The following is a 23,263-nucleotide window of genomic DNA, read 5'->3' on the forward strand; positions in this document are numbered from 1 at the left end:
GGTTTGTCACTCGGCGCATAGCTCCCAATCCTTTGATGCAGTTTGCGCATTTTAGACATCTTCGAGACGCACAGTCCTTCGGACGTCGTTGGTGGGGGCCGGCTGATGATGTGACCAACCGCAAGGTAATCGCATGAACACAACACCCCGCAAAGCCGCCTTCGCGGCACAGGACGACCACCCTCCCCCGACGACGTCAGGCCGTTTCATCGAAAGCGGAAGACGCCCCCGACCACTGATGCGCCGATACCATGTCGCATGGATTGCTGATGAGGGTGTGGTCAGGGAATTCTCCCGCATCGCTCCAGCGACTCCTGCGTTCGAGGCAGCTTTCGCGTGTCTGGGCTACGGCAGCCAGATCCAGACGTCGGAAGGATGGATCGCCATTGAAGACCTTTTGCCCGGTGACCGTGTTCTCACCTCCGACGGGATAGAGGCGCGCGTCACTTGGATCGGCACGATGAACATTGTGCCCCGCGCCCCTAATCAATGCGAGGATATGGGTACGCTGACCCGCCTGACCGAAGGTTGTATCGGCCCCTGCCGGCCGGCCTCCGATCTCCTTCTCGGGCCCCATGCGCGGCTCTTGCACCGGTCAAGCGATGGAACACCGCTGAAGCTGCGACCGGCTCGTGACCAGATCGATGGCGAAACGATCGTACAGGTAACACCGCCCACCCCGGTCCAGGCCTTTCAGATCAGCGTCGGCTACCACGCCGCGATCATCGCCAACGGGATCGATGTCGAAACCTTTCATCCCGGCAGCCCAGAGCCAGCCGATCTTCCCGATGAGTTCCGCAGCCTCTACCGCGCGCTCTTTCCCCAGGTTTCCGATCTTGAGAGCTTCGGCCCCCTTCGCTGGCCAAGGATGGATACCCGGCCCGATCTGTACGGCGCGGCCTAGGCCTCTTTCGCGAGCCGCTCTTCCAGAACGTCGAACGGAACGCCCGGCTCGTCCTTCGCGCCACGGATCACAAGAGAGGTCTTGACGCTGGCCACGTTTGGCGCCGTCAGAAGCTCCCCCGTCAGGAAGGACTGAAAACTCGTCAGGTCCGGTGCCACGCATTTGAGGATGAAATCGACCTCCCCGTTCAGCATGTGGCATTCCCGGACAAGGGGCCAACTCCGGCACCGCTCCTCGAACGCGCTCAGGTCTGCCTCGGCCTGGCTCTGCAGACCGACCATGGCAAAGACCTGAACCTCGAACCCCAGCTCCCGCGCGTCCACATCCGCATGATACCCGCGAATGTACCCCGACTCCTCAAGCGTCCGAACCCGCCGCAAGCACGGAGGGGCCGAAATACCAACACGCTTGGCAAGCTCGACATTCGTCATCCGGCCATCCGCCTGAAGCTCGGCCAATATCATGCGATCAATCTCGTCCAGCTTGGAACCGGGCATACAATCTTCCCCTAAAGTCTGAGGGGTACATAGTTTCGGCTTCAAAAATACGCAATAATCTTTCAAAACCGCACCCGCATATGAAATCACCTGTGTTCCAGCGGCCCTTTCAACCGGCGAAAGCGCCCTTTATATCAGGGCTCCACCGCTTAGGAGAGATGTCATGGCCGAGACCCGGAAAACCAAAGTTCTGATTATCGGCTCGGGTCCTGCCGGATATACCGCGGCTGTCTATGCGGCCCGCGCGATGCTGGACCCCATCCTCGTTCAGGGGCTCGAGCCCGGTGGCCAGCTCACCACAACGACAGAGGTCGAGAACTGGCCGGGCCACGCCTCGATCCAGGGCCCGGAACTGATGCTGACGATGGAACATCATGCCCGAGAAATGGGAACCGAGATCATCTCGGACATCATTACCGATCTCAACCTCTCCCAGCGCCCCTTCATCGCGTCGAGCGACAGCGGCACGATCTACGAGGCGCAGTCGGTCATCCTCTGCACCGGCGCCCGGGCGAAATGGCTGGGCCTGCCGTCTGAGGAGAAGTTCAAGGGCTTCGGCGTCTCGGCCTGCGCCACCTGCGATGGCTTCTTCTATCGCGGGCAGGAGATCGTCGTCGTGGGCGGCGGCAACACCGCAGTGGAAGAGGCCCTCTTCCTGACCAACTTCGCCTCGAAGGTCACTCTCGTTCATCGCCGCGACGAACTCCGCGCCGAAGCGATCCTGCAGAAACGTCTCTTCGACAACGACAAGATCGAGACGGTCTGGTTCCACGAACTTGACGAGGTGGTCGGCGCCGATAACCCCAAAGGTGTGGAGGCTGTCCGTCTCAAGCACACAAAAACCGGTGAGATCACCGAAATCCCGGCGAAGGGCGTCTTCATCGCCATCGGCCATGCACCGGCTAACGAACTCGTCCAGGACGTACTCGAAACCCATATGGGCGGCTATGTCGTGACCAAGCCTGATTCGACAGAAACGTCCATTCCGGGCGTCTTCGCGGCAGGTGACCTGACCGACCACAAGTATCGCCAGGCGGTCACATCAGCCGGGATGGGATGCATGGCCGCCTTGGAAGCCGAGCGCTTCCTTGCAGAACAGGGTGAAGCGACGCGTGAGGACGTGACGGAGCCATTGGGATACGGCACCGAGACTGCAGCGGAATAGCGCAGACACCTGATCTGCCGCCAAAAACGGCGCTCTGCCCCCTTTCTCGCGCGGCGGATCGCCGATCATGCTGCAACAGCGAGAAAACCCTCGATCAACCTGCCCCGTGGCCCTTGCGTGAACGGCATACCGCGTCTAGGCACCCGCCGAACCCTCCCGAGGAGTGCCCTCATGCAAACCCCGAACCTCGTCCCGATTCCAGAGCTCTACGTCTCCTATGACAGCGCGCAAAAGCTAAAGGCCGAGGCGGGTGATCTTGTCTCTCACGACCTGACTCAGCGCCAGATCTGCGATCTGGAGCTTCTGATGAACGGGGGGTTCAACCCGCTCAAGGGCTTCCTGAGCGAAGAGGATTACAACAGCGTCGTCGACAACATGCGCCTCGCCGACGGCACACTCTGGCCGATGCCGATCACGCTCGACGTGTCAGAGGAGTTCGCCGAGAAGATCGAGATCGGGCAGGACATCGCGCTTCGCGATCAGGAGGGTGTGATTCTCGCCACGATGACCGTCACCGACCGCTGGACCCCCGACAAGGCGCGTGAGGCAGCGAAGGTCTACGGCGCAGATGACAGCGCCCACCCGGCGGTCAACTACCTCCACAACACGGCGGGCCCGGTTTATCTCGGCGGCCCCGTCACCGGTATCCAGCAGCCGATCCACTATGATTTCCGCGGCCGCCGCGACACGCCGAACGAGCTTCGCGCGCTATTCCGCAAGCTCGGCTGGCGCCGTGTCGTCGCCTTTCAGACCCGCAATCCGCTCCACCGCGCCCATCAGGAACTGACCTTCCGCGCCGCGAAAGAAGCGCAGGCGAACCTCCTTATCCACCCCGTCGTCGGTATGACCAAGCCAGGTGACATCGACCATTTCACGCGCGTCCGCTGCTACGAGGCCGTGCTCGACCAGTACCCGGCGGCAACAACCACCATGTCGCTCCTTAACCTCGCGATGCGAATGGCCGGCCCGCGCGAGGCGGTGTGGCACGGCCTGATCCGCAAGAACCACGGCTGCACCCACTTCATCGTCGGTCGGGACCATGCGGGTCCGGGCAAGAATTCGAAGGGCGAGGATTTCTACGGCCCCTACGACGCGCAGGATCTTTTCCGGAAACACCAGGACGAAATCGGCATCGAGATGGTCGATTTCAAACAGATGGTCTTCGTCCAGGACCGCGCCCAATACGAACCCGCCGACGAAGTCGAGGATGGCGCGACCGTTCTGAACATCTCTGGCACAGAACTGCGCCGCCGCCTCTCCGAAGGGCTGGAAATCCCCGACTGGTTCTCGTTTCCCGCCGTCGTGGAAGAGCTGCGCAAGTCGAAACCACCACGGTCCAACCAGGGCTTCACCGTCTTCTTCACGGGCTTCTCGGGCTCGGGCAAGTCGACCATCGCCAATGCGTTGATGGTCAAGCTGATGGAGATGGGCGGGCGGCCCGTAACCCTTCTGGACGGGGACATCGTTCGAAAGAACCTGTCGTCGGAGTTGGGCTTTTCCAAAGAGCACCGCGACCTCAACATCCGCCGCATCGGCTATGTCGCCTCGGAGATCACCAAGAACGGTGGCATCGCGATCTGCGCCCCCATCGCGCCTTACGCAACCACCCGGCGCGCGGTTCGGGAAGAGATCGAGCAGTTCGGCGCCTTCATCGAGGTCCACGTGGCGACCTCGATCGAGGAATGTGAGCGACGCGACCGCAAGGGCCTCTACAAGCTGGCGCGCGAAGGCAAGATCAAGGAATTCACCGGTATCTCGGACCCTTACGATGTGCCCAAGAACCCGGAATTGCGGCTAGAGACGGAAAACGTCGAGGTGGACAATTGCGCCCATCAGGTCCTGCTCAAGCTCGAATCGATGGGGCTGATCGCCGCGTAAGAAAGAAGCCGGTCACTGGGACCGGCTTCCATCCATTAATGCACCGTCACCGGCCGCATGTCGTGCTGGCGTGCCAGCATGAAGGCGAGGTTCCGGTCGGCGACCAGCGCCAGTTGCTCGCCATCGGAGTTATGCACCGCATAAAGCTCTTCGGCATCACCCGCCTGATCCTGCACGGATTGCGGCAGATCAGCCACGTTGACGGGCTTTACATAGACGAGCTTCTGCTCGATCGCGCTCAAATCGTACTTCGTATTCATGACCCGGTCCTCCGAATCTCGATTGTCTGAACAACGCTGTTGGGCACAGCCCGGTTCAGATCTACGTGCAGCAGCCCATTTTCCATGACCGCCGCGCCGACCTCCACACCGTCCGCCAACACGAAGGATCGCTGAAACTGACGCGTCGCGATCCCGCGGTGCAGGTAGACCCTGTCGTCCGCATCGTCTTGCTGGCGTCCGCGGATCACAAGCTGACGGTCTTCGACCGTGATCGACAGATCGGCCTCCGTAAACCCGGCCACGGCCAGCGTAATCCGGTAAGAGGTCTCGGATGCCTGTTCGATGTTATAGGGTGGATACCCGTCGTTCCCGCTCTTCGCGGTCCGTTCGACGAGGCGTTCCAACTGCTCAAACCCCAGAAGAAAAGGGTGTGCCCCCAAAGTAAGTTTCGTCATTTCGTGTCCTCGATATCCAAGCGACATCATCCGCAGGATCCCTCTCAGGCAATCCCGCGTCCTGTTTGAAATATGGGAAACGGCACTCTCCTGCGCAAGAGGCGGCTAGGCGCGGCAGGCGGCACAGTTTATGCTTCATATGTCCGTCAGAAGGCCGCCAAAGTGACCAAACCGCCCGAAAGACTCGAAGCTGAAGAGGTTCTGCGCGTCAAGCTCGAGGTTCTGCGCCGCGAACACCGTGATCTCGACGATGCGATCCACGCCCTGCAGGAAAAGGGGACAGGCGATCAGCTGACCCTCCAACGGCTTAAGCGCAAGAAGCTGGCGCTGAAGGACGAAATCGCCCGGATCGAGGATCAGATCACCCCCGACATCATCGCCTGATGGACAATCCGCCGCCCCGCCGCTAGTCCGCTGCGGACGCGAGGGAGGTCCGTAATGCCAGAGGTCGGTATCATCATGGGAAGCCAGTCCGACTGGCCCACGATGCGCGAGGCGGCCGCGATCCTCGACGATCTGAATGTCAGCTACGAGACCCGCATCGTCTCGGCCCACCGCACCCCTGACCGTCTCTGGTCTTATGGGGTCGAGGCCGTCGAACGCGGCCTCAAGGTGATCATCGCCGGCGCCGGCGGGGCAGCCCATCTGCCGGGCATGATGGCCTCGAAAACGCGCCTGCCGGTGATCGGTGTGCCCGTCCAGACCAAGGCGCTTGGCGGTCAGGACAGCCTCCTCTCCATCGTGCAGATGCCGCGCGGGTTTCCGGTGGCCACCATGGCGATCGGCGGCGCGGCCAATGCAGGCCTGATGGCCGCACAGATCTTGGCCCTTGGCGATCCGGCCCTGGCCGACCGGCTTGACCAATGGCGCGCTGATCTTACCGCCTCGATCCCGGACGCCCCATCGGATGAGTGAACCGCTACCGCAAGGCGCCGTCATCGGGATCCTCGGGGGCGGACAGCTGGGCCGGATGCTGGCGGTCGCGGCGGCCCGGCTGGGGTATGAGACCCATATCTACGATCCCGATCCCGCGGCGCCCGCCTTTGCCACCGCCCGGCATGGCACCGTCGCCCCGTACGACGACGCGGGCGCGCTGGCCGCGTTCGCCGAAAGCTGCGCAGTCGTCACCTATGAATTCGAGAACATCCCGCCCGAGGCGCTCGACGCCATCGAACAGACCGCGTCGATCCACCCCAACCGGCGCGCCTTGACCCTTTCCCGAGACCGCCTGACCGAGAAAACCTTCCTGCGCGACCTCGGCCTGACCACCGCCCCGTTCGAGGCGGTCGAAAATACGGCAACGCTCGCGACGGCGCTCGAGGCGATCGGCACACCCTCCATCCTGAAGACCCGCACACTGGGCTATGACGGCAAAGGCCAGATCCGCCTGGACACACCCGAAGATGTTTCAGGCGCCGTCGATGCCATCGCAGGCGCACCCGCCATTCTCGAAGGCTTCGTCTCCTTCACGAAAGAAATCTCCGTTATCGCGGCCCGCTCCACCACCGGGGCCGTGGCCTGTTACGACCCGGGCGAGAATGTGCATCGGAATGGCATCCTGCACACGACCACGGTCCCGGCGGAGGTCACCAACCGCGACCGGACCGACGCCGTGCTTCTGGCCGGACAGATCCTGAACGCGCTCGACTATGTCGGCGTGATGGGTGTCGAGCTTTTCGTCACCAAGGGCGGCCTGATCGTCAACGAGATCGCGCCGCGCGTCCACAACTCGGGCCACTGGACCCAGCTTGGCTGCGCCATCGACCAGTTCGAACAGCATATCCGCGCGATCACAGGCTTGCCGCTTGGCCCCGCCACGCGTCATACGGATGTGGTGATGGAGAATCTGCTGGGCGACGACGTTCTGAAGCTGCCCGCACTCGCCGATGAAAACGCCCAAATCCACCTCTACGGCAAGTCCGAGCCGCGCCCCGGCCGCAAGATGGGCCATATCAACCGGCTGAAGCCGACCGCCTAGCCACCCGTCGCCTCGCGCCAATGCCTCCGGCAGAGCGACACGTAGCTTTCGTTCCCGCCGATCTGCACCTGCGCCCCCTCGGTCAGAACCCGCCCCTGATCGTCCTTGCGCACCACCATCGTCGCCTTCTTCCCGCAATGACAGATCGTGCGCACCTCCCGCATCTCATCCGCCAGCGCGAGTAAGGCCGCCGAGCCCGGAAACAGCCGCCCCTGGAAATCCACCCGCAGTCCGTAGCACATCACCGGAACGCTCAGATCGTCGACCGCCCGAGCCAACTGCCAGACCTGCGCCTCCGTCAGAAACTGCGCCTCGTCGATGAAGGTGCAGTCAGTGCGCTTCGCTTCGATTTCGGCGAACAGATCCGTCTCGGGCGTAAAGGTCGCCGCCTCCGATCCGATCCCGATGCGCGATGCGATGCGCCCCATCCCGGCCCGGTTATCATGGGCCGCCGTCATCAGATGGGTCGTCATTCCCCGTTCGATGTAGTTGTAGGAGGCCTGCAACAGCAGCGTCGACTTGCCCGCATTCATCGTCGAGTAGTGGAAATAGAGCTTTGCCATGGCGGGATCCTCTGCCGCCCCTCTTTGCGAATTTCAAGGTGGCTCTTGCCCGACAGCCCCGTTTGACCGATAGGCGGGGCATGGCCACACCTGACCTCTCCGACCTTCCCAATCTCGATCCCGAGAGCTTCCGCGCCCCGGATCCCAGCAACCTCGCCCTGGAAGGCGATCCAGGCCATCCGCCCCGGATCCTGCTTCTCTACGGGTCCCTCCGCGAGTCCTCATATTCCCGCTTCGCCGCGGAGGAAGCCGCCAGATTGCTGCAAGTCATGGGCTGCGAAACGCGCCTCTTCGATCCCCGCGATCTCCCGCTGCCTGACTCGGTAAAAGAGACACACCCGAAGGTCGCCGAACTCCGCGAGCTCGCCACCTGGTCGGAAGGGATGGTCTGGTCCAGCCCCGAACGTCACGGCGCGATGACCGGCATCATGAAGACCCAGATCGACTGGCTGCCGCTCTCCATGGGCGGCGTCCGACCGACGCAGGGCAAGACGCTGGCCGTCATGCAGGTCTCCGGCGGCTCACAGAGCTTCAACGCAGTCAACCAGATGCGCATCCTCGGCCGCTGGATGCGCATGGTAACGATCCCCAACCAATCCTCCGTCCCGAAGGCGTGGATGCAGTTCGAAAAGGGCCGGATGAAGCCCGGATCGCTCTACAACCGGATCGTCGATGTCTGCGAGGAACTGACGCGCTTCACCTGGATGATTCGCACCCGCTCCGACGGCCTGACCGACCGCTATTCCGAACGTGTGGAAAGCGCGGAAAAGGCCCGCGCACGCATCAATGCCTCGGCAAACCAGACCTAAGCCGCCCGCTCCACCAGCACCGACCCCACCGAATAACCGGCCCCGAACGAACAAATCAGCCCTTGATCGCCGTCCACCAGATCGTCGGAATACTTCGAAAACGCGATGATCGACCCCGCCGAAGAGGTGTTGGCATAATCCTGCAGGATATTCGGCTGCTCGTGCGGCTCAGGCGCGCGGCCGAGCACCTTCTTTCCGATATAATCGTTCATCGTCTTGTTCGCTTGATGCAGCCAAAGCCGTTTCAGGTCTGACGCCGCCACACCTTCATCGCCAAGGTGCCCGGCGATATGGGCCGAGACCAGCGGCAGGACCTCTTTGAACACTTTCCGCCCGTTCTGCATGAACTGCATGTCCCGCCGATCTTCCATCTGATCGTGGGTCCGGCGCAGATAGCCGTTGTTGTTGCGGATGTTGTTCGAGAACTGCGTCGCGCACCGGGTCGAACGGACCTTATAGTGCGCCCCTGTCGCATCCTCCGCCCGCTCCAGGAACGTCGCCGTGGCCACGTCACCGAAAATGAAGTGGCAGTCCCGGTCGCGCCATTCGAGGTGCCCGGAACAGATCTCGGGGTTCACAACGATAGCAGACCGGATCGATCCTGACCGGATCATGTCCGCCGCCGTCTGGATGCCGAAGGTAGCCGACGAGCAGGCCACGTTCATGTCGAAGGCGAATCCACCGATCCCCATCAGCGCCTGGATCTCCACGCCCATGGCGGGATAGGCCCGCTCCATGTTCGATGCAGCACAGATGACGGCATCGACATCGCCCGCGCCCTTGCCCGCCTGCGCCAAAGCCTTGCCGATCGCCTCACGCGCAATCTCTGCCATTAGCGATGGCTCGTCATCGGTACGCGGCTCAAGGCGCGGATACATCCGCGCCGGGTCAAGTACGCCGTCCTTGTCGATCACATAGCGCTGCTCGATCCCCGACGCCTGGGTGATGAACTCGGCTGAGGAACTCGGCTTGGGCGCCACTTCGCCCCGCTCAATCGCGTCAGCATTCTCGGCGTTGAAACGCTCGGCATAGGCGTTGAAACTCTCGACCAGCTCATCATTCGTGATGACATTCTCGGGCGTATAGACACCGGTACCGGTAATCGCGACGGAATACATGGGGGCCTCCTCGTTCCGCGCGTTCGATACCACAACGCGGGGGCCGTCAACCATATGGACATTTTGCGCGGGCTCCGAGGCAGCCCCAAAAAGAAAGCACCGTCCGAGAGTGGCGGCTCGGACGGTGCTGATGCGATCCGTCGCCGCGGGACACTGGGGGGCAGCCCTTGGCAACTACCTGCGGATCGTCATTGCGTCTTCCGCCTCTGGGGGCGGTTGCAGACTGGGGCCACATGACCCGGTTTCAGATCGCTATGCTATAACCGGAAGACAGACGGCCAAATTCCGCCACTCCATCCGGGCCATATACCCAAGGTTTAGGCCGTGTTTTCCGATAACAGACGGGTCAGCCCTGAAGGGCGCGGACCCCGATATCCCCCTCATGACGAGCCTTCATCGCAAGGGCAGAGGCATGGGCCCCGGCCGCCGTTGTGAAATAGGGAATCTTGTCGTTGAGCGCGATCGCCCGGATCGAGCGGCTGTCTTCGATGGCCTGCACGCCCTCAGTGGTGTTCCAGACCAGTGCAACGTCACCGTCCTTCATCCGGTCGGCAATCGTGCGGCCCCCTTCGTAAACCTTGTTGACGGTTTCCGCTTCGAGGCCCTTCTCGACAAGCCAGGCGGCCGTGCCACGGGTGGCAAGAATCGGCAGCCCCAGATCGATCACGATTCGCGCCGCTTCCACCATCGCCTCGGTCTTGTCCGCGTCCCGGATCGAGATGAAGACCTTGCCCTCTGACGGCAGCGTCACACCCGCGCCGAGTTGCGCCTTGAGGAATGCGCGGGGGAATGACCGCGCCCAGCCCATCACCTCCCCGGTCGACCGCATTTCTGGGCCCAGGATCGTATCGACCCCGGGGAAGCGCGCGAACGGCATCACAGCCTCCTTGACCGAGAACCAAGGCGTCTTCGGATCGGCCAGCGTGAACGGATCGCCCAGAGGCAGAACAGTCATTGGGTCCTCCGCAGGCGGATAGGGCGACCGCTCAGGGAAGTTCGACAAAGGCTCCCCTGCCATCACACGCGCCGCGATGGCCGCGACGGCCGAGTCGGTGGCCTTTGCGACGAACGGCACGGTGCGGGAGGCGCGGGGGTTCACTTCGATCAGGTAGATCTCCCCGTCCTTGACGGCGAATTGCACATTCATCAGGCCGCGAACGTTCAGCGCCTTGGCCAGCGCTTCGGTCTGCTCTGTAAGCTCGGCGATGATGTCGTCGGGCAGGCTGTGGGGCGGAAGCGAACAGGCGCTGTCGCCCGAATGCACGCCCGCCTCTTCGATATGCTGCATGATCCCGGCGACGTGAACCTGTTCGCCGTCGGAAATCGCGTCGACGTCGACCTCGACCGCGCCCGCGAGGTAGCCGTCAAGCAGAACCGGGCTGTCGCCCGACACCACCACGGCCTCGGCGATGTAGCGTTCCAGCGCCGGCATCTCTCGCACGATCTCCATCGCCCGCCCGCCCAGGACGTAGGACGGGCGGATGACCAGCGGAAAGCCGATCTCTTCCGCCGCCGCGAAGGCCTCCGCATCGGTGCGGGCCAGGGCGTTGTGCGGCTGTTTCAGGCCAAGATCCTGCACGAGTTTCTGGAACCGCTCGCGGTCTTCGGCCAGATCGATCGCATCCGGCGTGGTGCCGAGGATCGGGATCCCCTCCTCCGCCAGCGCATTGGCCAGCTTCAGCGGCGTCTGCCCGCCGAACTGCACGATGACCCCGTGCAACGTGCCGCGCTCTTGCTCGATGCGCAGGATCTCCATCACATGTTCGAAGGTCAGCGGTTCGAAATAAAGCCGGTCCGAGGTGTCGTAATCGGTCGAGACGGTCTCGGGATTGCAGTTGATCATGATCGTCTCGTAGCCCTGATCGCTCAGCGCGAAACAGGCGTGACAACAGCAATAATCGAACTCGATCCCCTGCCCGATCCGGTTGGGGCCGCCGCCAAGGATGACAACCTTCTTGGCATCAGACGGGCGGGCCTCGTCCTCGACCTCGCCCATGACCGGGGTCTCGTAGGTCGAATACATATAGGGCGTCTGCGCCTCAAACTCTGCCGCGCAGGTGTCGATGCGCTTGAAGACGGCGGTGACGCCGGCATTTTGCCGGGCCCGCCGAACCTCAGCCTCGGACATGCCCGTGAGGATGGCGAGGCGGGCATCGGTGAAGCCCATCATCTTGAGCTCTCTCAGGGCCCGCTCATCGCTCGGAAGGCCATCGGCCTTCACGCGCTCTTCGCTATCGATAATTTCGCGGATCCGGGCGAGGAACCACGGATCGAACATCGTGATCGCGTTGATCTCGTCATCCGACAAACCATGGCGCATGGCTTGGGCGATGACCCGAAGGCGGTCGGGAGTTTGCCGGGACAGCGCTTTGTGGATCGCGGTCAGCTCTGAGGCATTCAAGATGACGATCTCGGAGCGCTCGTGCTGGCTGTCGGGTTCAACCGCTTCCTCGGCCTGTCGCTGCACAAGTTCTTGCCGCTTCGCTTCTTCGAGAGCGGCAAGGCGACGCTCCATCTCTGCTTTCGCCGTTTCTGAAAGCGGCTCTGTGGCGTCCAAACGGCGCTGCGTTTTCGCAAGTTGATCAGACACCTCGACAGGGATCGACGCCGCTTCCTTAAGCAGAGCCCTGGCAGCCGTCCTGGCTTCAGGCCTAACACCATCAATCTCGATCTCATCGAACCCCGTCAGCCCCGTCTCAAGCGACGCCAGCGCCTTCTGCATCGATTCGTGGATCGTGCGGCCGATCGCCATCGCCTCGCCCACCGACTTCATCGCCGTCGTCAGGTTCGGCTCTGCCCCCGGAAACTTCTCGAACGCGAAGCGCGGGATTTTGGTGACGACGTAATCGATCGTCGGCTCGAAGCTCGCGGGCGTCACCTTGGTGATATCGTTGTCGAGCTCGTCCAGCGTGTAGCCCACCGCCAGCTTCGCCGCGATCTTGGCGATCGGGAAGCCCGTCGCCTTCGACGCCAGCGCCGAGGATCGCGACACCCGCGGGTTCATCTCGATCACGACCATCCGCCCGTCTTCGGGATTTACGGCCCACTGGACATTCGACCCGCCGGTCTCCACCCCGATTTCGCGCAGGACCGCGATCGAGGCGCTGCGCATCCGCTGGTATTCCTTGTCGGTCAGCGTGAGTGCGGGTGCCACGGTGATCGAGTCGCCCGTATGCACCCCCATCGGATCGACGTTCTCGATGGAACACACGATGATCGCGTTGTCGGCGCGGTCGCGGACGACCTCCATCTCGTATTCCTTCCAGCCCAGCAGGCTTTCGTCGATCAGGATCTGGTTGACCGGCGACGCGTCGAGGCCCGATTTGCAGATCGCCGCATATTCCTCGCGGTTATAGGCCACGCCCCCGCCGGTGCCGCCCAGCGTGAAGGCGGGCCGGATGATCGCCGGAAGGCCCACCGTCTCGAGCGCGGCCATGCAGTCGTCCATGGTGTTCGCGATGGTGGCCTTGGGGTTCTCCAGCCCGATCCGGTCCATCGCCTCGCGGAAGAGCTTGCGATCCTCGGCCATCTCGATGGCCTCTCGCTTGGCGCCGATCATCTCGACGCCGAACTTCTCCAGCACCCCCATCTCTTCCAGCGCGAGCGAGGTGTTGAGCCCGGTCTGCCCGCCCATCGTCGGCAGCAAGGCATCGGGCCGCTCCTTCTCGATGATCTTGGCGACGACCTCGGGAGTGATCGGCTCGATATAAGTGGCATCGGCCAGGCCCGGATCCGTCATGATCGTCGCTGGGTTCGAGTTCACGAGGACGACGCGATAGCCCTCTTCCCGCAGGGCCTTGCAGGCCTGGGCGCCCGAATAGTCGAACTCGCAGGCCTGCCCGATCACGATAGGCCCCGCGCCGATGATCATAATCGAGCTGATATCGGTTCTCTTCGGCATCCCCGGACCTCGCGCAAATTGGCGGGAGGTATAGGTAGGCTGCCCGCGGGTTCAAGCGGTTTCTGGACATCGGCCCGCCCGCGGAACTTCGCAGCCACCGAACTCCGCCGGAACGTTCGGCCTGTCCCGGCGTTTTCGGAACATCATCTCAACCAGGATCTCCCCATGCCCTATTCCGCTCTTCTCTTCGGTTCCATCGGAACGCTTGCCGAAACTTCCGACATCCAGCGGCGCGCTTTCAACGCCACCTTCGACGAGGCTGGGTTGGGCTGGAACTGGGGCGAGACGGAGTATCGCGAGCTTCTCAAACGCCCGGGCGGCACACGCCGGATCCGCGAATACGGCGAAGCGCGCGGGCAGGAGGTCGACGCCGATGCGCTTCACGCATCCAAGGTCGAACACTTCGAACGGCTTGTCCGCGAAGAGGGCATCACACCGCGCCCCGGCGTGAAAAAGATGCTCGAGACGGCGAAGGACCAAGGGATGAAATGCGGTTTCGTCACCGCGACGGGGCAGCGCCAGATCGACCTGATCCTGGGCGTTCTCGACGGGATCTCGGCGGATGATTTCGATTATATCGGCGAACGGGGCAGGGTCGAGAACAGCAAGCCTGCGCCGGATATCTACCTCGACGCGCTCAAGGCACTCGACCTGCCTGCGCAAAGCGCTCTCGCGATCGAAGATACGCCGGAAAGCGCCGAAGCGGCGCTTGCCGCCGGCATCGCCTGCATCGCCTTCGCGGGCAGGGATGCAGACGGGCAGGATTTTCCGGACGGCTGCATCGCCGCCGGCGATGCACTTGATCCGACACTCCTTGCCCGGCCTCAGGCGGCCGAATAGAGATACCCGCGCGTCACCGGCACCGCGTCCTTGTCGCGCGCCATCTGAAACTGGAAGACGGCTAGCCGGTCGACGCGAAAGCCAAGCTCGGCGGCCGTCAGGTAATACCGCCACATTCGGCAGAACCGCTCGTCATAAAGCGCGCGCGCCTCTTCGATGCGGGTCACGAACCGCTCCTGCCAATGGGCCAGCGTCCGCGCGTAATGGTCCCGCAACACCTCCACATCGGTCAGCGACAGGCCCGCCACTTCGACGCTGCGCACGACCTGACTCATGGCGGGCAGATAGCCGCCGGGAAAGATGTATTTGCGGATCCACGACGATGTTGCACGGGGCGCCGTCAGGGTCCCGATCGTATGAATCAGGGCGATCCCGTCGGGCGCGAGGCTGTTTTCCACATGCCGGAAATAGGTCAGGTATTGCGGGCGCCCCACGTGTTCGAACATCCCCACCGAAACGACCCGGTCGAATGTGCCCTTCACCTGCCGGTAATCCTCAAGCCGGATGTCGATCCGGTCGGCAAGGCCAGCCTCCTCCGCCCGGCGCTTGGCGACCCGGTGCTGTTCTTCGCTCAGCGTCACGCCGGTCACCCGCGCGCCGTAATCCTGCGCGAGCGTCAGGGCCATGCCGCCCCAACCACAGCCAATATCCAGAACACTCTGACCTTCCGACAGGCACAGCTTTTGGGCGATGTGATGCTTCTTCGCCTCCTGCGCCTCTTCCAACGTCATGTCCGGACTCGCGAAATAGGCACAGGAATACTGGCGATCCTCATCGAGGAAGAGTTCGTAAAGCTCAGACGACAGGTCGTAGTGATGGGCCACATTGGCCTTCGAACGATTGGCCGAGAAGCGATCGATTACCGGTTGGACGGGGCTTGCCAGACGCTGGCGCCAGCGGAACAGGTCGCCCGCGCTGTGCGTCGCCCGGTTGCGCATCGCCAGCGTCAGAAACCCGTGCAGATCGTCCTGCGCGATCGTCAGTCGGCCATCCATATAGGCCTCCCCCAACGCGATTTCGGGCTCCATCAGGATCTTCCGCGGCAGATCGGGATCGTTCAGCGTGATCCGTATCGGGACGCTGTCATCGCCATGGCGGGTTGTCCGTCCGTCCGCATGGGTGATTTCCAGGGCGCCGTTCCGGATAAATCGATCCATCACGGCATCAAATGCACGGGCCCACATGGTCCGACCCTTTCTTCAATGTCTTCCGTGACTTGCCTCTTCGGGCAAGACCATCCCCGATACTCACAGTCTGTGACGATTTGTCCAGAGGCGGCATCGGCTTGACTTTGCCGATCCGAAACTGTGTTACCTCGCGCGATCGCGACCCCCGGAAGGAGCCACAGATGCATCCCTACCGCAGCCATACCTGCGCAGAATTGACCAAAGGCAATGTCGGCCAGACCGTCCGGCTCTCCGGCTGGGTCCATCGGGTGCGCGATCACGGGGGCGTGCTGTTCATCGACCTGCGCGACCATTACGGCGTCACGCAGCTTCTCTGCGACCCCGATTCGCCGGTCTTCGCTGAGGTCGAGAAGGTGCGTTCGGAATGGTGCATCCGCATCGATGGCGAGGTGAAGGCGCGCGACGACAGCCTCATCAACCCCAAGATCCCGACCGGCGAGATCGAGGTCTTTATCCGCGACCTCGAAATCCTGGGGCAGGCAAACGAATTGCCGCTCATCGTCTTCGGCGATCAGGAATACCCCGAGGAAACCCGCCTGCAGTACCGATACCTTGATCTTCGGCGCGAGGTCATGCAACGCAACATGACGCTCCGTTCCGACGTCGTCGCCTCGATCCGGCGGCGCATGTGGGATCAGAACTTCCGCGAATACCAGACACCGATCATCACCGCCTCCTCCCCCGAAGGCGCGCGCGACTTCCTCGTCCCCTCGCGCCTGCATCCGGGCAAGTTCTACGCGCTGCCCCAGGCGCCGCAGCAATTTAAGCAGCTGATCATGGTGTCGGGCTTCGACAAGTATTTCCAGATCGCCCCCTGCTTCCGCGACGAAGACCCCCGCGCCGACCGCTCGCCCACCGACTTCTACCAGCTGGATATGGAGATGAGCTTCGTCACCCAGCAGGACGTCTTCGACACGATCCAGCCGGTGCTGACGGGCATCTTCGAGGAATTCGGCAATGGCCGGAAAGTCGATACCGACTGGCCCCAGATCAGCTATCGCGATGCCGCGCTCTGGTACGGCACGGACAAGCCTGATCTGCGCAACCCGATCAAGATGCAGATTGTCAGCGACCATTTCCGCGGCTCCGGCTTCGCGATCTTCGCCAAGCTCCTCGAACAGGACGGCACCGAGATCCGTGCCATCCCCGCCCCCGGCGGCGGCTCCCGCAAGTTCTGCGACCGGATGAACGCCTACGCCCAGCAGCAAGGACTGCCGGGGATGGGGTACATCTTCTGGCGCGAAATCGACCAGGGTGTGATGGATGCTGCGGGCCCCTTGGCCAAGAACATCGGCCCCGAGCGGACCGAGGCGATCCGCCAGCAGCTTGGCCTCGGCGTGGGCGACGCCGCGTTCTTCCTCGGCGGCAAGCCCGAAAGCTTCGAGGCCGTGGCGGGCCGCGCGCGGGCCGTCATCGGCGACGAGCTGGGCCTGACCGACCAGGACCGCTTCGCCTTCGCCTGGATCGTCGACTTCCCGATCTATGAGAAGGACAGCGAGACCGGCGCGATCGACTTTGAACATAACCCCTTCTCCATGCCCCAGGGAGGGATGGAGGCGCTCGACGGCGACCCGCTCGATGTGCTCGGTTACCAGTACGACCTCGCCTGCAACGGCTACGAACTCGTTTCGGGCGCGATCAGGAACCACAAGCCCGAGATCATGTACCGGGCGTTCGAAATCGCGGGCTATCCGAAGGAAGAGGTCGACAACCGCTTCGGCGGCATGGTTACCGCCTTCCAGTACGGGGCGCCCCCCCATGGCGGTTGCGCCGCGGGGATCGACCGGATCGTCATGCTGCTGGCCGACGAGATGAACATCCGCGAGGTCATCATGTTCCCGATGAACCAGCAGGCGCAGGATCTGATGATGGACGCCCCGTCTGACCCAACGGCGACTCAGCTCCGCGAGCTGTCGCTGCGCGTCGTCCAGCAGGACAATTAGACGCGCCAGCACCTCTTTGCCGAGCCTTCGTCACAGGCTCGGCAACCCCCTGCGAACAGCCCGTTTCGCCTTTGCGAAAAAGGCCCGCACAGGCTAGGGTGGCAGGAAGGAGAGCTGCCCGTGCCCTTCACTCCAACCCTTGCAGAAACCCGTTTCGGCGTCGGCCTGTCACCGCGCGTTTCGCCGCCTGAGACCACCGCTGCCATGCTCGACCGTCTGGCCGGGCCCGACCTTGTGGCACAGCGCTACGCGATCCCGAACTCGACAGAGGTCACCCCATCCGCCTCGGAATACAGCGCGGCCGCCCGCGCCCGACGGGAGGCGAGCGGAACCCCGCGGGAAGAAGAAGCCGACAAGGCCTTCAAGGCGATACGGACCCAGGCCATGATAAGATGGGCCGAGTTCTCCACCATCGCCCTCGCCCGCTCGATCGAGACCCAGGACGGCCTGCGCGAGCGGCTTGTCCGGTTCTGGGCCGATCACTTCACCATCCGCGCGAAAGGCGGCCAGAACCTCCAATTCGTCCCGATCTACATCGAAGAGGCGATCCGCCCGCATGTGACAGGCCGGTTCTCCGACATGCTGAAGGCGGTGATCACCCACCCAAGGATGCTGATCTACCTCGATCAGAACCGTTCCTTCGGGCCCAACAGCAAGCGGGCAGAACGCCTGGGACGGGGCGGGCTCAACGAAAACCTCGCCCGCGAACTGCTCGAACTGCACACGCTCGGCGTCGACGGGCCCTACACCCAGCACGATGTGCGCGAACTGGCCGAGCTTCTGACAGGCCTCAGCCATGATGGCGACCGTCAGTTCGATTTTCGCGGCCACTATGCGGAACCCGGGGCGGAAACCGTACTCGGACAATCCTATGGTGGCGACAAGCCCAGCCTGTCCGACATCCACGCCGTACTCGACGACCTCGCCGCGCATCCAGCCACGGCCGAGCATCTATCCCGCAAGCTCGCCCGTCATTTCATCGCGGATGTGCCGCCCGACGATTTGGTCATGGCCCTGTCGGCCACCTACCGGGAGACGGGCGGCGCGCTGCTCGCAATGGCTGCGACACTTGTCGGGCATCCACTCTCCTGGTCGGTCGAAAAGCAAAAGGTCAAGCAACCCTACGATTTCGTGGAAAGCGCCCTGCGCGCGGTCGATGTCGCGCCGCAAAAGCTCCTCGCCCTCGACCGCAAGGAGGTGCAGCGCTATCTGCACCGCCCGCTCACCGTCATGGGCCAGTCCCCCCGCGGGCCGGTCGGCCCCGACGGCTGGCCGGAAGAGGCCGAGGCCTGGGTGACCCCGCAAGGCATGGCAGGCCGTATCGACTGGGCGATGCGCCTGCCTGTCGTCCTCGGCCCTGACCTGCCCGACCCGCGCCGCTTCGTTCACGGCGCGCTCGGGCCTGAGCCCGACGAGGCGGTCGTCTTCGCCGCAGGCGCCGCAGAAACCCCGGCCGAGGCGATCGGCATCGTCCTCGCCTCGCCCGATTTCCAACGGAGGTGACGATGGATCGCCGCACGTTCCTGCGCAACGGCCTGGCCCTAGGCTGCTCCACCGCCGCCAGCCCGCTGCTCACCCCCATGGCGCTCGCCTCGGCCCCGTGGGAGGAGCGGCTGATCGTCATCATCCTGCGCGGCGGGATGGACGGGGTCGACGTGTTCCGTCCCATGGGCGACCCGGCCTTCGCCGCGCTGCGCCCCGACCTCGCCGAAGGCGGGCTCGACGCGGGGCCATTTTACCAGCTCCACCCCGCTCTCGCCCCGATCAAGCCGCTCTGGGATGCAGGCGAATTCGGCGCCGTCCACGCCGTCTCGACCCCCTACCGCGACAAGCGCAGCCATTTCGACGGGCAAGATCTGCTCGAGGCGGGGTCAGACCCCAATGTCGACGGCTCCACCCGCGACGGCTGGCTGAACCGGATGCTCCAGGCGGTCCCGGGCGTCGAGGCCAGCACGACCTTCGCGATCGGCCTCGAACAGATGCTGCTGACAACCGGATCAGCTCCGGTATCGCGCTGGTCCCCCGATGCCCGGCTCGCAATCAGTCCGCAGGCCCAACGCCTTCTCGAACTGGTGCAGCACCGCGATCCCCTCTTCCGGCAAGCCTCGGCCGAGGCGATCGCAATCGCCTCCAAAATGGACGCCGGTGCCGAGATTGCAGAGGCGGGCGACGAGATGATGATGGCCTCGCCCATGATGGCCGAGATCCAGCGCGGGCGGCCGCACGTGAAGATCGCCGAATTCGCCGCTGATCGCTTGCGGGAAGACGCGCGCGTCGCCGCCTTCTCGCTGAACGGATGGGATACGCATGCCGCGCAGGACCGGACCCTGCCCCGCGCGCTGACCCAGCTGACCGATACGATCCTGACGCTCAAGACACGGCTCGGACCCGCTTGGTCGAAGACCTGCCTGCTCGCCATGACCGAATTCGGCCGGACGGCGCGGCAGAACGGATCGGGCGGCACCGACCACGGGACCGGCGGTGCACTCATCTATGCCGGAGGCGCGGTGCGCGGTGGTCAGGTGCTGGGCGACTGGCCGGGCCTCACGGCAGAGGCGCTCTATCAGGAGCGGGACCTGATGCCGACGCGCGACATCCGCGGCGTTGCGGCCTGGGCAATGCACGATTTGCTCGGAATCGACCGACCCACGCTTGAAAGCGCGATCTTCCCGGGTCTCGATATGGGCGAAGACGCAAAGCTGATCGCCTGATCAGCTTCGCCAGCGGGTCAGAGGGCTGACTGGGACGACGCTTCCGCAGACACCGTCGCTGTCATCGATGACGGAAGGATGGTGCCCAGAAGGGCCGCGGTGAGCATCAGCGCACCAATCAAGAAGACCGCACGATCAAGCGGCGTTTTCCCGGTTTCTCCAGCGGTCAGACGGCTTAGCACGGTCGACATCCCCAAGAACATTCAGCAGCAAGGAAAGTCCTCGCCGGAGAATCTGGCAAAAAGTGGCCATTCCCGGGGAAAGGTGTCGGCAGCGCCGTCTACAAAGTTCCGATACCCGCAATCCGCGAGGCCATCAGGCCCGACAGATGCTTCGCCGTCTGTTCCGGCGTCGGCCCGCCCGGCCGCCGCTCACGCGCAAGATCGGCCAGGGCGTCACCCATCGGGCGGTCGTTCGCGCTCAGGGCGCATCCGGCCAGAAACTGGCGCAGATAGGCCACCGTCGCTTCATCCCGCCGGGTCGACAGGATCTCTGCCGCGCGTGCTACATCGTCGCGATAAGCCACCGGATCCGGCGCGATCTCGTCCTGCGACAGGGCCCGCGGCCCGGTCGGGTGCCGGTCCGGCGGCAGATGCGCCAGAAGCGCCTGCTGAAAGGCAGACAGGCGCGCGACCGGCTTCGACAGAAACCCGTCAGCCCCGGCCTCAAGCGCGGCCTCCTCTGCGCCGTCATCCCCGCTCATCCCCAGGATGACCGGGATCCGCGGCACGGCGCCCGCAAGTTCGCGAATCAGCTCCGCACCAGACCCGTCCGGCAATCCGTGATCAACGATGGCGACGGTCGGGCGATAGGTCTTCAGGTGGCGTTGCGCAGCCGTCAGACAATCCGCACGCCGGATGCGTGCCCCACTCCGCAAAGCAAGCAGGCGCAAGGCCTCACAGGCGAACCGGCTGTCTTCCACGACCAGAATTGTCGTCCCCAGAAGGGGCCGGTCGGCGGTCGGCGTCTGGTGAAACATGAAATCTTGCAGATCATCCATGGCAGTATCTCTCATAGCAGTCCCCGCCGCGACTCTAGGCCGCCCGTGCCTAACGACCGGTTAACGCCGCCTGCCCTTGCATCACCGTCCCGCGCAACGGTACACGGCTCGCCAAACCGCAAGGGAGATCGCCATGATCGGCCGCCTGAACCATGTCGCAATCGCCGTCCCCGATCTCGACGCCGCAGCCGCCCAATACCGCGACGCCCTCGGCGCAACTGTCGGCGCCCCCCAGGACGAACCGGATCACGGCGTGACCGTCATCTTCATCGAGCTGCCGAACACCAAGATCGAACTGCTCTACCCCTTGGGCGAAAACAGCCCGATCCAGGCCTTCCTCGACCGCAACCCGTCCGGCGGCATCCACCACGTCTGCTACGAGGTCGAGGATATCGGCGCCGCGAAGGACACGCTGATCGCCCAGGGCGCCCGCATCCTCGGCGACGGAGAGCCCAAGATCGGCGCCCACGGCAAACCTGTCCTCTTCCTGCACCCGAAGGACTTCAACGGCTGCCTGATCGAGCTAGAGGAGGTCTGAGGGTATGGGTCCCGTCTCCGCCATCGTGCTCTTCGCAGTCATCTGGTTCATGATCCTCTTCATCGTCCTGCCCTTGCGGCTGACCACGCAAGGCGACGAAGGCAAGATCGTCCCCGGAACCCACGCCTCCGCCCCCAGCGACCCCCAACTGGGCCGCAAGGCAAAGATCGTGACGATCTGGGCCGCATTGGTCTGGGCTGTGGTCGCAGGCGTCATCTGGTCGGGCGCAATCACTGTCCGCGACTTCGACTGGTTCAACCGTATGTCGACGCCCGAGGTGTCGCGCTAGGCGGCTCCGGAACCAGCCGGTGGAACAGGTGCGTGAAGGTCGCCGCCCCTAGGATCGGGATGAACAGGTTCATGATCGGGATGGTCAGCGGCACCGCCATCAGCACGCCCGCCATCCAGATCTGCATCCTGTGCTGGCGCCGAAAGACCCGCGCCTCCGCATCCGAATGACGGCGCCGCGCAACCAGCGTGAAATATTCCCGCCCCAGAAGATACCCGTTCGTTCCGTAGAGGATGAAGGGTGTGAAGGGCGCGAAGAAGATGCAGAGGATCAGCGCGCCGATATTCGCGGCAATCAGGACGCCCAGGAAATTGACGGTCTCCTTCAGCCCGTCGAAGAATCCCATCCCGGCGGCTGTCGGCAGATGCGGATAGAACTGATCCTCCACCGCGCTCGCCACATCATCGAGGAACATCGAGGTGATGATCGACGCCACCGGGATCATCAGAAAGAACGACAGGACAATCATGAAAAGCAGTGATCCCCAGGACAACAAATCGCCGAACCACGTCACCTCGCCCACGATCGGCAGAACGACGACGTCCCCCGTCAGCCATTCCACAAGCAGCAAAAGCCCGGCATAGGCGCCCAGAAGCAGGACGAATGTCAGGCCAAGCCCAAGGAACAGAACCCGGCGAAACCGCGGATCGAACATCTGCGACAGGGCCCGCGAAAAATCGTGAAAGATCATCTGTCCATCCAGGTGGTGATCGCGCCGACATCCGGCCGTGGCCGTTCCGGCGGGGCGACGGTCTCGGTCCCGATATGGATCAGACCCGCCACCGTCTCTCCGGGCACAAGGTCAAACCCCTCCCGCACGAAATCCGGATCATGCGACGGCCAACCGCTCAACCAGTTCGCACCCCAGCCGGAAGCGAGCGCGGCGTTGAGCAACGCCAGACAGACCGCACCAGCGCTCAACACCTGCTCGACCTCCGGGATCTTCTCCGACGGCTTCGGAGAGGAGATCACCGCAACCGCAAGCCCCGCTCGCGCATACTGATCCGCCGCCTTATCGATATCCGCCATATCCCGACCCAGCGCCGCCCCGCGAACCACGACCAGCGCAGCAAGCCGCTCCAGCGCCGCCCGTTCCAGCACGATGAACCGCCAGGGCTCCAGCTTGCCGTGATCCGGGCTGCGCGCCGCGGCCGTCAACAGCGGCACCAGCGCCTCGCGCGTCGGCACCGGCTCTGTCAGCGTCTTGGCCGGGCGCGACCGCCGGGTCAGCAGAAAGTCCAAAACGGCCTGATTCGCCTCCGGCAC

At 63.7% G+C, this 23,263-nt stretch carries 23 protein-coding genes; 13 read left to right on the forward strand and 10 right to left on the reverse strand.

Annotated elements, in window-relative coordinates; translation table 11 throughout:
- Positions 1 to 133: 133 nt before the first annotated feature.
- Positions 134 to 904 carry a Hint domain-containing protein gene (locus AADZ90_RS14785; RefSeq protein ID WP_367310756.1) on the forward strand — a complete coding sequence of 257 codons (771 nt, stop codon included), beginning with the start codon at positions 134 to 136 and terminating at the stop codon, positions 902 to 904.
- On the opposite strand, the gene AADZ90_RS14790 is transcribed toward AADZ90_RS14785, so the two are convergent.
- Positions 901 to 1,401 (reverse strand): Lrp/AsnC family transcriptional regulator, encoded by a 501-nt coding sequence (locus tag AADZ90_RS14790; protein ID WP_367310755.1) that lies wholly within the window; start codon positions 1,399 to 1,401, stop codon positions 901 to 903. The genes AADZ90_RS14785 and AADZ90_RS14790 overlap by 4 nt on opposite strands.
- Positions 1,402 to 1,564: 163 nt before the next feature.
- On the opposite strand from AADZ90_RS14790, the gene trxB reads away from it, so the two are divergent.
- Both trxB and AADZ90_RS14800 read left to right on the forward strand, forming a co-directional pair.
- Positions 1,565 to 2,566: a thioredoxin-disulfide reductase gene (gene trxB, locus AADZ90_RS14795; protein WP_367310754.1), complete on the forward strand. Its 1,002-nt coding sequence runs from the start codon at positions 1,565 to 1,567 to the stop codon at positions 2,564 to 2,566.
- 171 nt (positions 2,567 to 2,737) lie between these two features.
- Positions 2,738 to 4,444, forward strand: a complete 1,707-nt coding sequence (locus AADZ90_RS14800; RefSeq protein ID WP_367310753.1) for a bifunctional sulfate adenylyltransferase/adenylylsulfate kinase — start codon at positions 2,738 to 2,740, stop codon at positions 4,442 to 4,444.
- A gap of 35 nt (positions 4,445 to 4,479) precedes the next feature.
- Here AADZ90_RS14800 and AADZ90_RS14805 read toward each other — a convergent pair whose 3' ends face one another.
- Complete coding sequence (locus tag AADZ90_RS14805; RefSeq protein ID WP_367310752.1) at positions 4,480 to 4,704, reverse strand: DUF1150 family protein; 225 nt, start codon at positions 4,702 to 4,704, stop codon at positions 4,480 to 4,482.
- Positions 4,701 to 5,120, reverse strand: a complete 420-nt coding sequence (locus AADZ90_RS14810; RefSeq protein ID WP_367310751.1) for an Hsp20 family protein — start codon at positions 5,118 to 5,120, stop codon at positions 4,701 to 4,703. Before AADZ90_RS14810 ends, AADZ90_RS14805 begins: the two co-directional genes overlap by 4 nt.
- A 162-nt stretch (positions 5,121 to 5,282) precedes the next feature.
- Between AADZ90_RS14810 and AADZ90_RS14815 the strand changes: the two genes are divergently transcribed.
- The 3 genes from AADZ90_RS14815 to AADZ90_RS14825 are packed head-to-tail and all read left to right on the forward strand — an operon-like array spanning position 5,283 to position 7,098.
- Entirely contained in the window at positions 5,283 to 5,504 is a 222-nt protein-coding gene (locus AADZ90_RS14815) for a YdcH family protein (RefSeq protein WP_367310750.1), read from the forward strand.
- Between the two features lie 54 nt (positions 5,505 to 5,558).
- Complete coding sequence (purE, locus tag AADZ90_RS14820; RefSeq protein WP_367310749.1) at positions 5,559 to 6,035, forward strand: 5-(carboxyamino)imidazole ribonucleotide mutase; 477 nt, start codon at positions 5,559 to 5,561, stop codon at positions 6,033 to 6,035.
- Positions 6,028 to 7,098, forward strand: a complete 1,071-nt coding sequence (locus tag AADZ90_RS14825; protein WP_367310748.1) for a 5-(carboxyamino)imidazole ribonucleotide synthase — start codon at positions 6,028 to 6,030, stop codon at positions 7,096 to 7,098. Before purE ends, AADZ90_RS14825 begins: the two co-directional genes overlap by 8 nt.
- Here AADZ90_RS14825 and AADZ90_RS14830 read toward each other — a convergent pair.
- Positions 7,095 to 7,661: a thymidine kinase gene (locus tag AADZ90_RS14830; RefSeq protein ID WP_367310747.1), complete on the reverse strand. Its 567-nt coding sequence runs from the start codon at positions 7,659 to 7,661 to the stop codon at positions 7,095 to 7,097. The two genes, AADZ90_RS14825 and AADZ90_RS14830, sit on opposite strands and share 4 nt — an antisense overlap.
- 80 nt (positions 7,662 to 7,741) lie before the next feature.
- On the opposite strand from AADZ90_RS14830, the gene arsH reads away from it, so the two are divergent.
- On the forward strand, positions 7,742 to 8,470 hold the full coding sequence (gene arsH, locus AADZ90_RS14835) for an arsenical resistance protein ArsH (protein WP_367310746.1): 729 nt from the start codon (positions 7,742 to 7,744) through the stop codon (positions 8,468 to 8,470).
- Here the strand turns inward: arsH and AADZ90_RS14840 are convergent.
- Positions 8,467 to 9,588: a beta-ketoacyl-ACP synthase III gene (locus AADZ90_RS14840; RefSeq protein WP_367310944.1), complete on the reverse strand. Its 1,122-nt coding sequence runs from the start codon at positions 9,586 to 9,588 to the stop codon at positions 8,467 to 8,469. The genes arsH and AADZ90_RS14840 overlap by 4 nt on opposite strands.
- 346 nt (positions 9,589 to 9,934) lie before the next feature.
- Entirely contained in the window at positions 9,935 to 13,489 is a 3,555-nt protein-coding gene (gene carB, locus AADZ90_RS14845; RefSeq protein WP_367310745.1) for a carbamoyl-phosphate synthase large subunit, read from the reverse strand.
- A 165-nt stretch (positions 13,490 to 13,654) separates the two neighbouring features.
- On the opposite strand from carB, the gene AADZ90_RS14850 reads away from it, so the two are divergent.
- Positions 13,655 to 14,329 (forward strand): HAD family hydrolase, encoded by a 675-nt coding sequence (locus AADZ90_RS14850; protein WP_367310744.1) that lies wholly within the window; start codon positions 13,655 to 13,657, stop codon positions 14,327 to 14,329.
- Here the strand turns inward: AADZ90_RS14850 and AADZ90_RS14855 are convergent.
- The gene (locus AADZ90_RS14855) at positions 14,314 to 15,513 is read right to left on the reverse strand and encodes a class I SAM-dependent methyltransferase (RefSeq protein WP_367310743.1); all 1,200 of its coding nucleotides are present in this window, start codon (positions 15,511 to 15,513) and stop codon (positions 14,314 to 14,316) included. The genes AADZ90_RS14850 and AADZ90_RS14855 overlap by 16 nt on opposite strands.
- Before the next feature lie 164 nt (positions 15,514 to 15,677).
- On the opposite strand from AADZ90_RS14855, the gene aspS reads away from it, so the two are divergent.
- The 3 genes from aspS (at position 15,678) to AADZ90_RS14870 (ending at position 20,170) form a co-directional block, all read left to right on the forward strand.
- Positions 15,678 to 17,459, forward strand: a complete 1,782-nt coding sequence (gene aspS / locus AADZ90_RS14860) for an aspartate--tRNA ligase (RefSeq protein WP_367310742.1) — start codon at positions 15,678 to 15,680, stop codon at positions 17,457 to 17,459.
- Positions 17,460 to 17,579: 120 nt separating this feature from the next.
- The gene (locus AADZ90_RS14865) at positions 17,580 to 18,962 is read left to right on the forward strand and encodes a DUF1800 domain-containing protein (protein ID WP_367310741.1); all 1,383 of its coding nucleotides are present in this window, start codon (positions 17,580 to 17,582) and stop codon (positions 18,960 to 18,962) included.
- 2 nt (positions 18,963 to 18,964) lie between these two features.
- Positions 18,965 to 20,170 carry a DUF1501 domain-containing protein gene (locus AADZ90_RS14870; RefSeq protein WP_367310740.1) on the forward strand — a complete coding sequence of 402 codons (1,206 nt, stop codon included), beginning with the start codon at positions 18,965 to 18,967 and terminating at the stop codon, positions 20,168 to 20,170.
- A gap of 280 nt (positions 20,171 to 20,450) precedes the next feature.
- On the opposite strand, the gene AADZ90_RS14875 is transcribed toward AADZ90_RS14870, so the two are convergent.
- Positions 20,451 to 21,170 carry a response regulator gene (locus AADZ90_RS14875; protein ID WP_367310739.1) on the reverse strand — a complete coding sequence of 240 codons (720 nt, stop codon included), beginning with the start codon at positions 21,168 to 21,170 and terminating at the stop codon, positions 20,451 to 20,453.
- Between the two features lie 133 nt (positions 21,171 to 21,303).
- On the opposite strand from AADZ90_RS14875, the gene mce reads away from it, so the two are divergent.
- Together mce and AADZ90_RS14885 are read left to right on the forward strand one after the other, a co-directional pair.
- Positions 21,304 to 21,708, forward strand: coding sequence for a methylmalonyl-CoA epimerase (gene mce, locus AADZ90_RS14880; protein WP_367310738.1), 405 nt, complete (start codon positions 21,304 to 21,306; stop codon positions 21,706 to 21,708).
- 4 nt (positions 21,709 to 21,712) lie between these two features.
- The gene (locus AADZ90_RS14885; RefSeq protein WP_367310737.1) at positions 21,713 to 21,997 is read left to right on the forward strand and encodes a DUF1467 family protein; all 285 of its coding nucleotides are present in this window, start codon (positions 21,713 to 21,715) and stop codon (positions 21,995 to 21,997) included.
- Here AADZ90_RS14885 and AADZ90_RS14890 read toward each other — a convergent pair.
- Positions 21,963 to 22,688, reverse strand: a complete 726-nt coding sequence (locus tag AADZ90_RS14890; protein WP_367310736.1) for an EI24 domain-containing protein — start codon at positions 22,686 to 22,688, stop codon at positions 21,963 to 21,965. The two genes, AADZ90_RS14885 and AADZ90_RS14890, sit on opposite strands and share 35 nt — an antisense overlap.
- A complete protein-coding gene (locus tag AADZ90_RS14895) occupies positions 22,685 to 23,263 on the reverse strand; it encodes a nitroreductase family protein (protein WP_367310735.1) in 579 nt (192 codons plus the stop codon). Before AADZ90_RS14895 ends, AADZ90_RS14890 begins: the two co-directional genes overlap by 4 nt.

This window comes from Aestuariibius violaceus, from assembly GCF_040779325.2.
Taxonomy (GTDB): Bacteria; Pseudomonadota; Alphaproteobacteria; order Rhodobacterales; family Rhodobacteraceae; genus Aestuariibius; species Aestuariibius violaceus.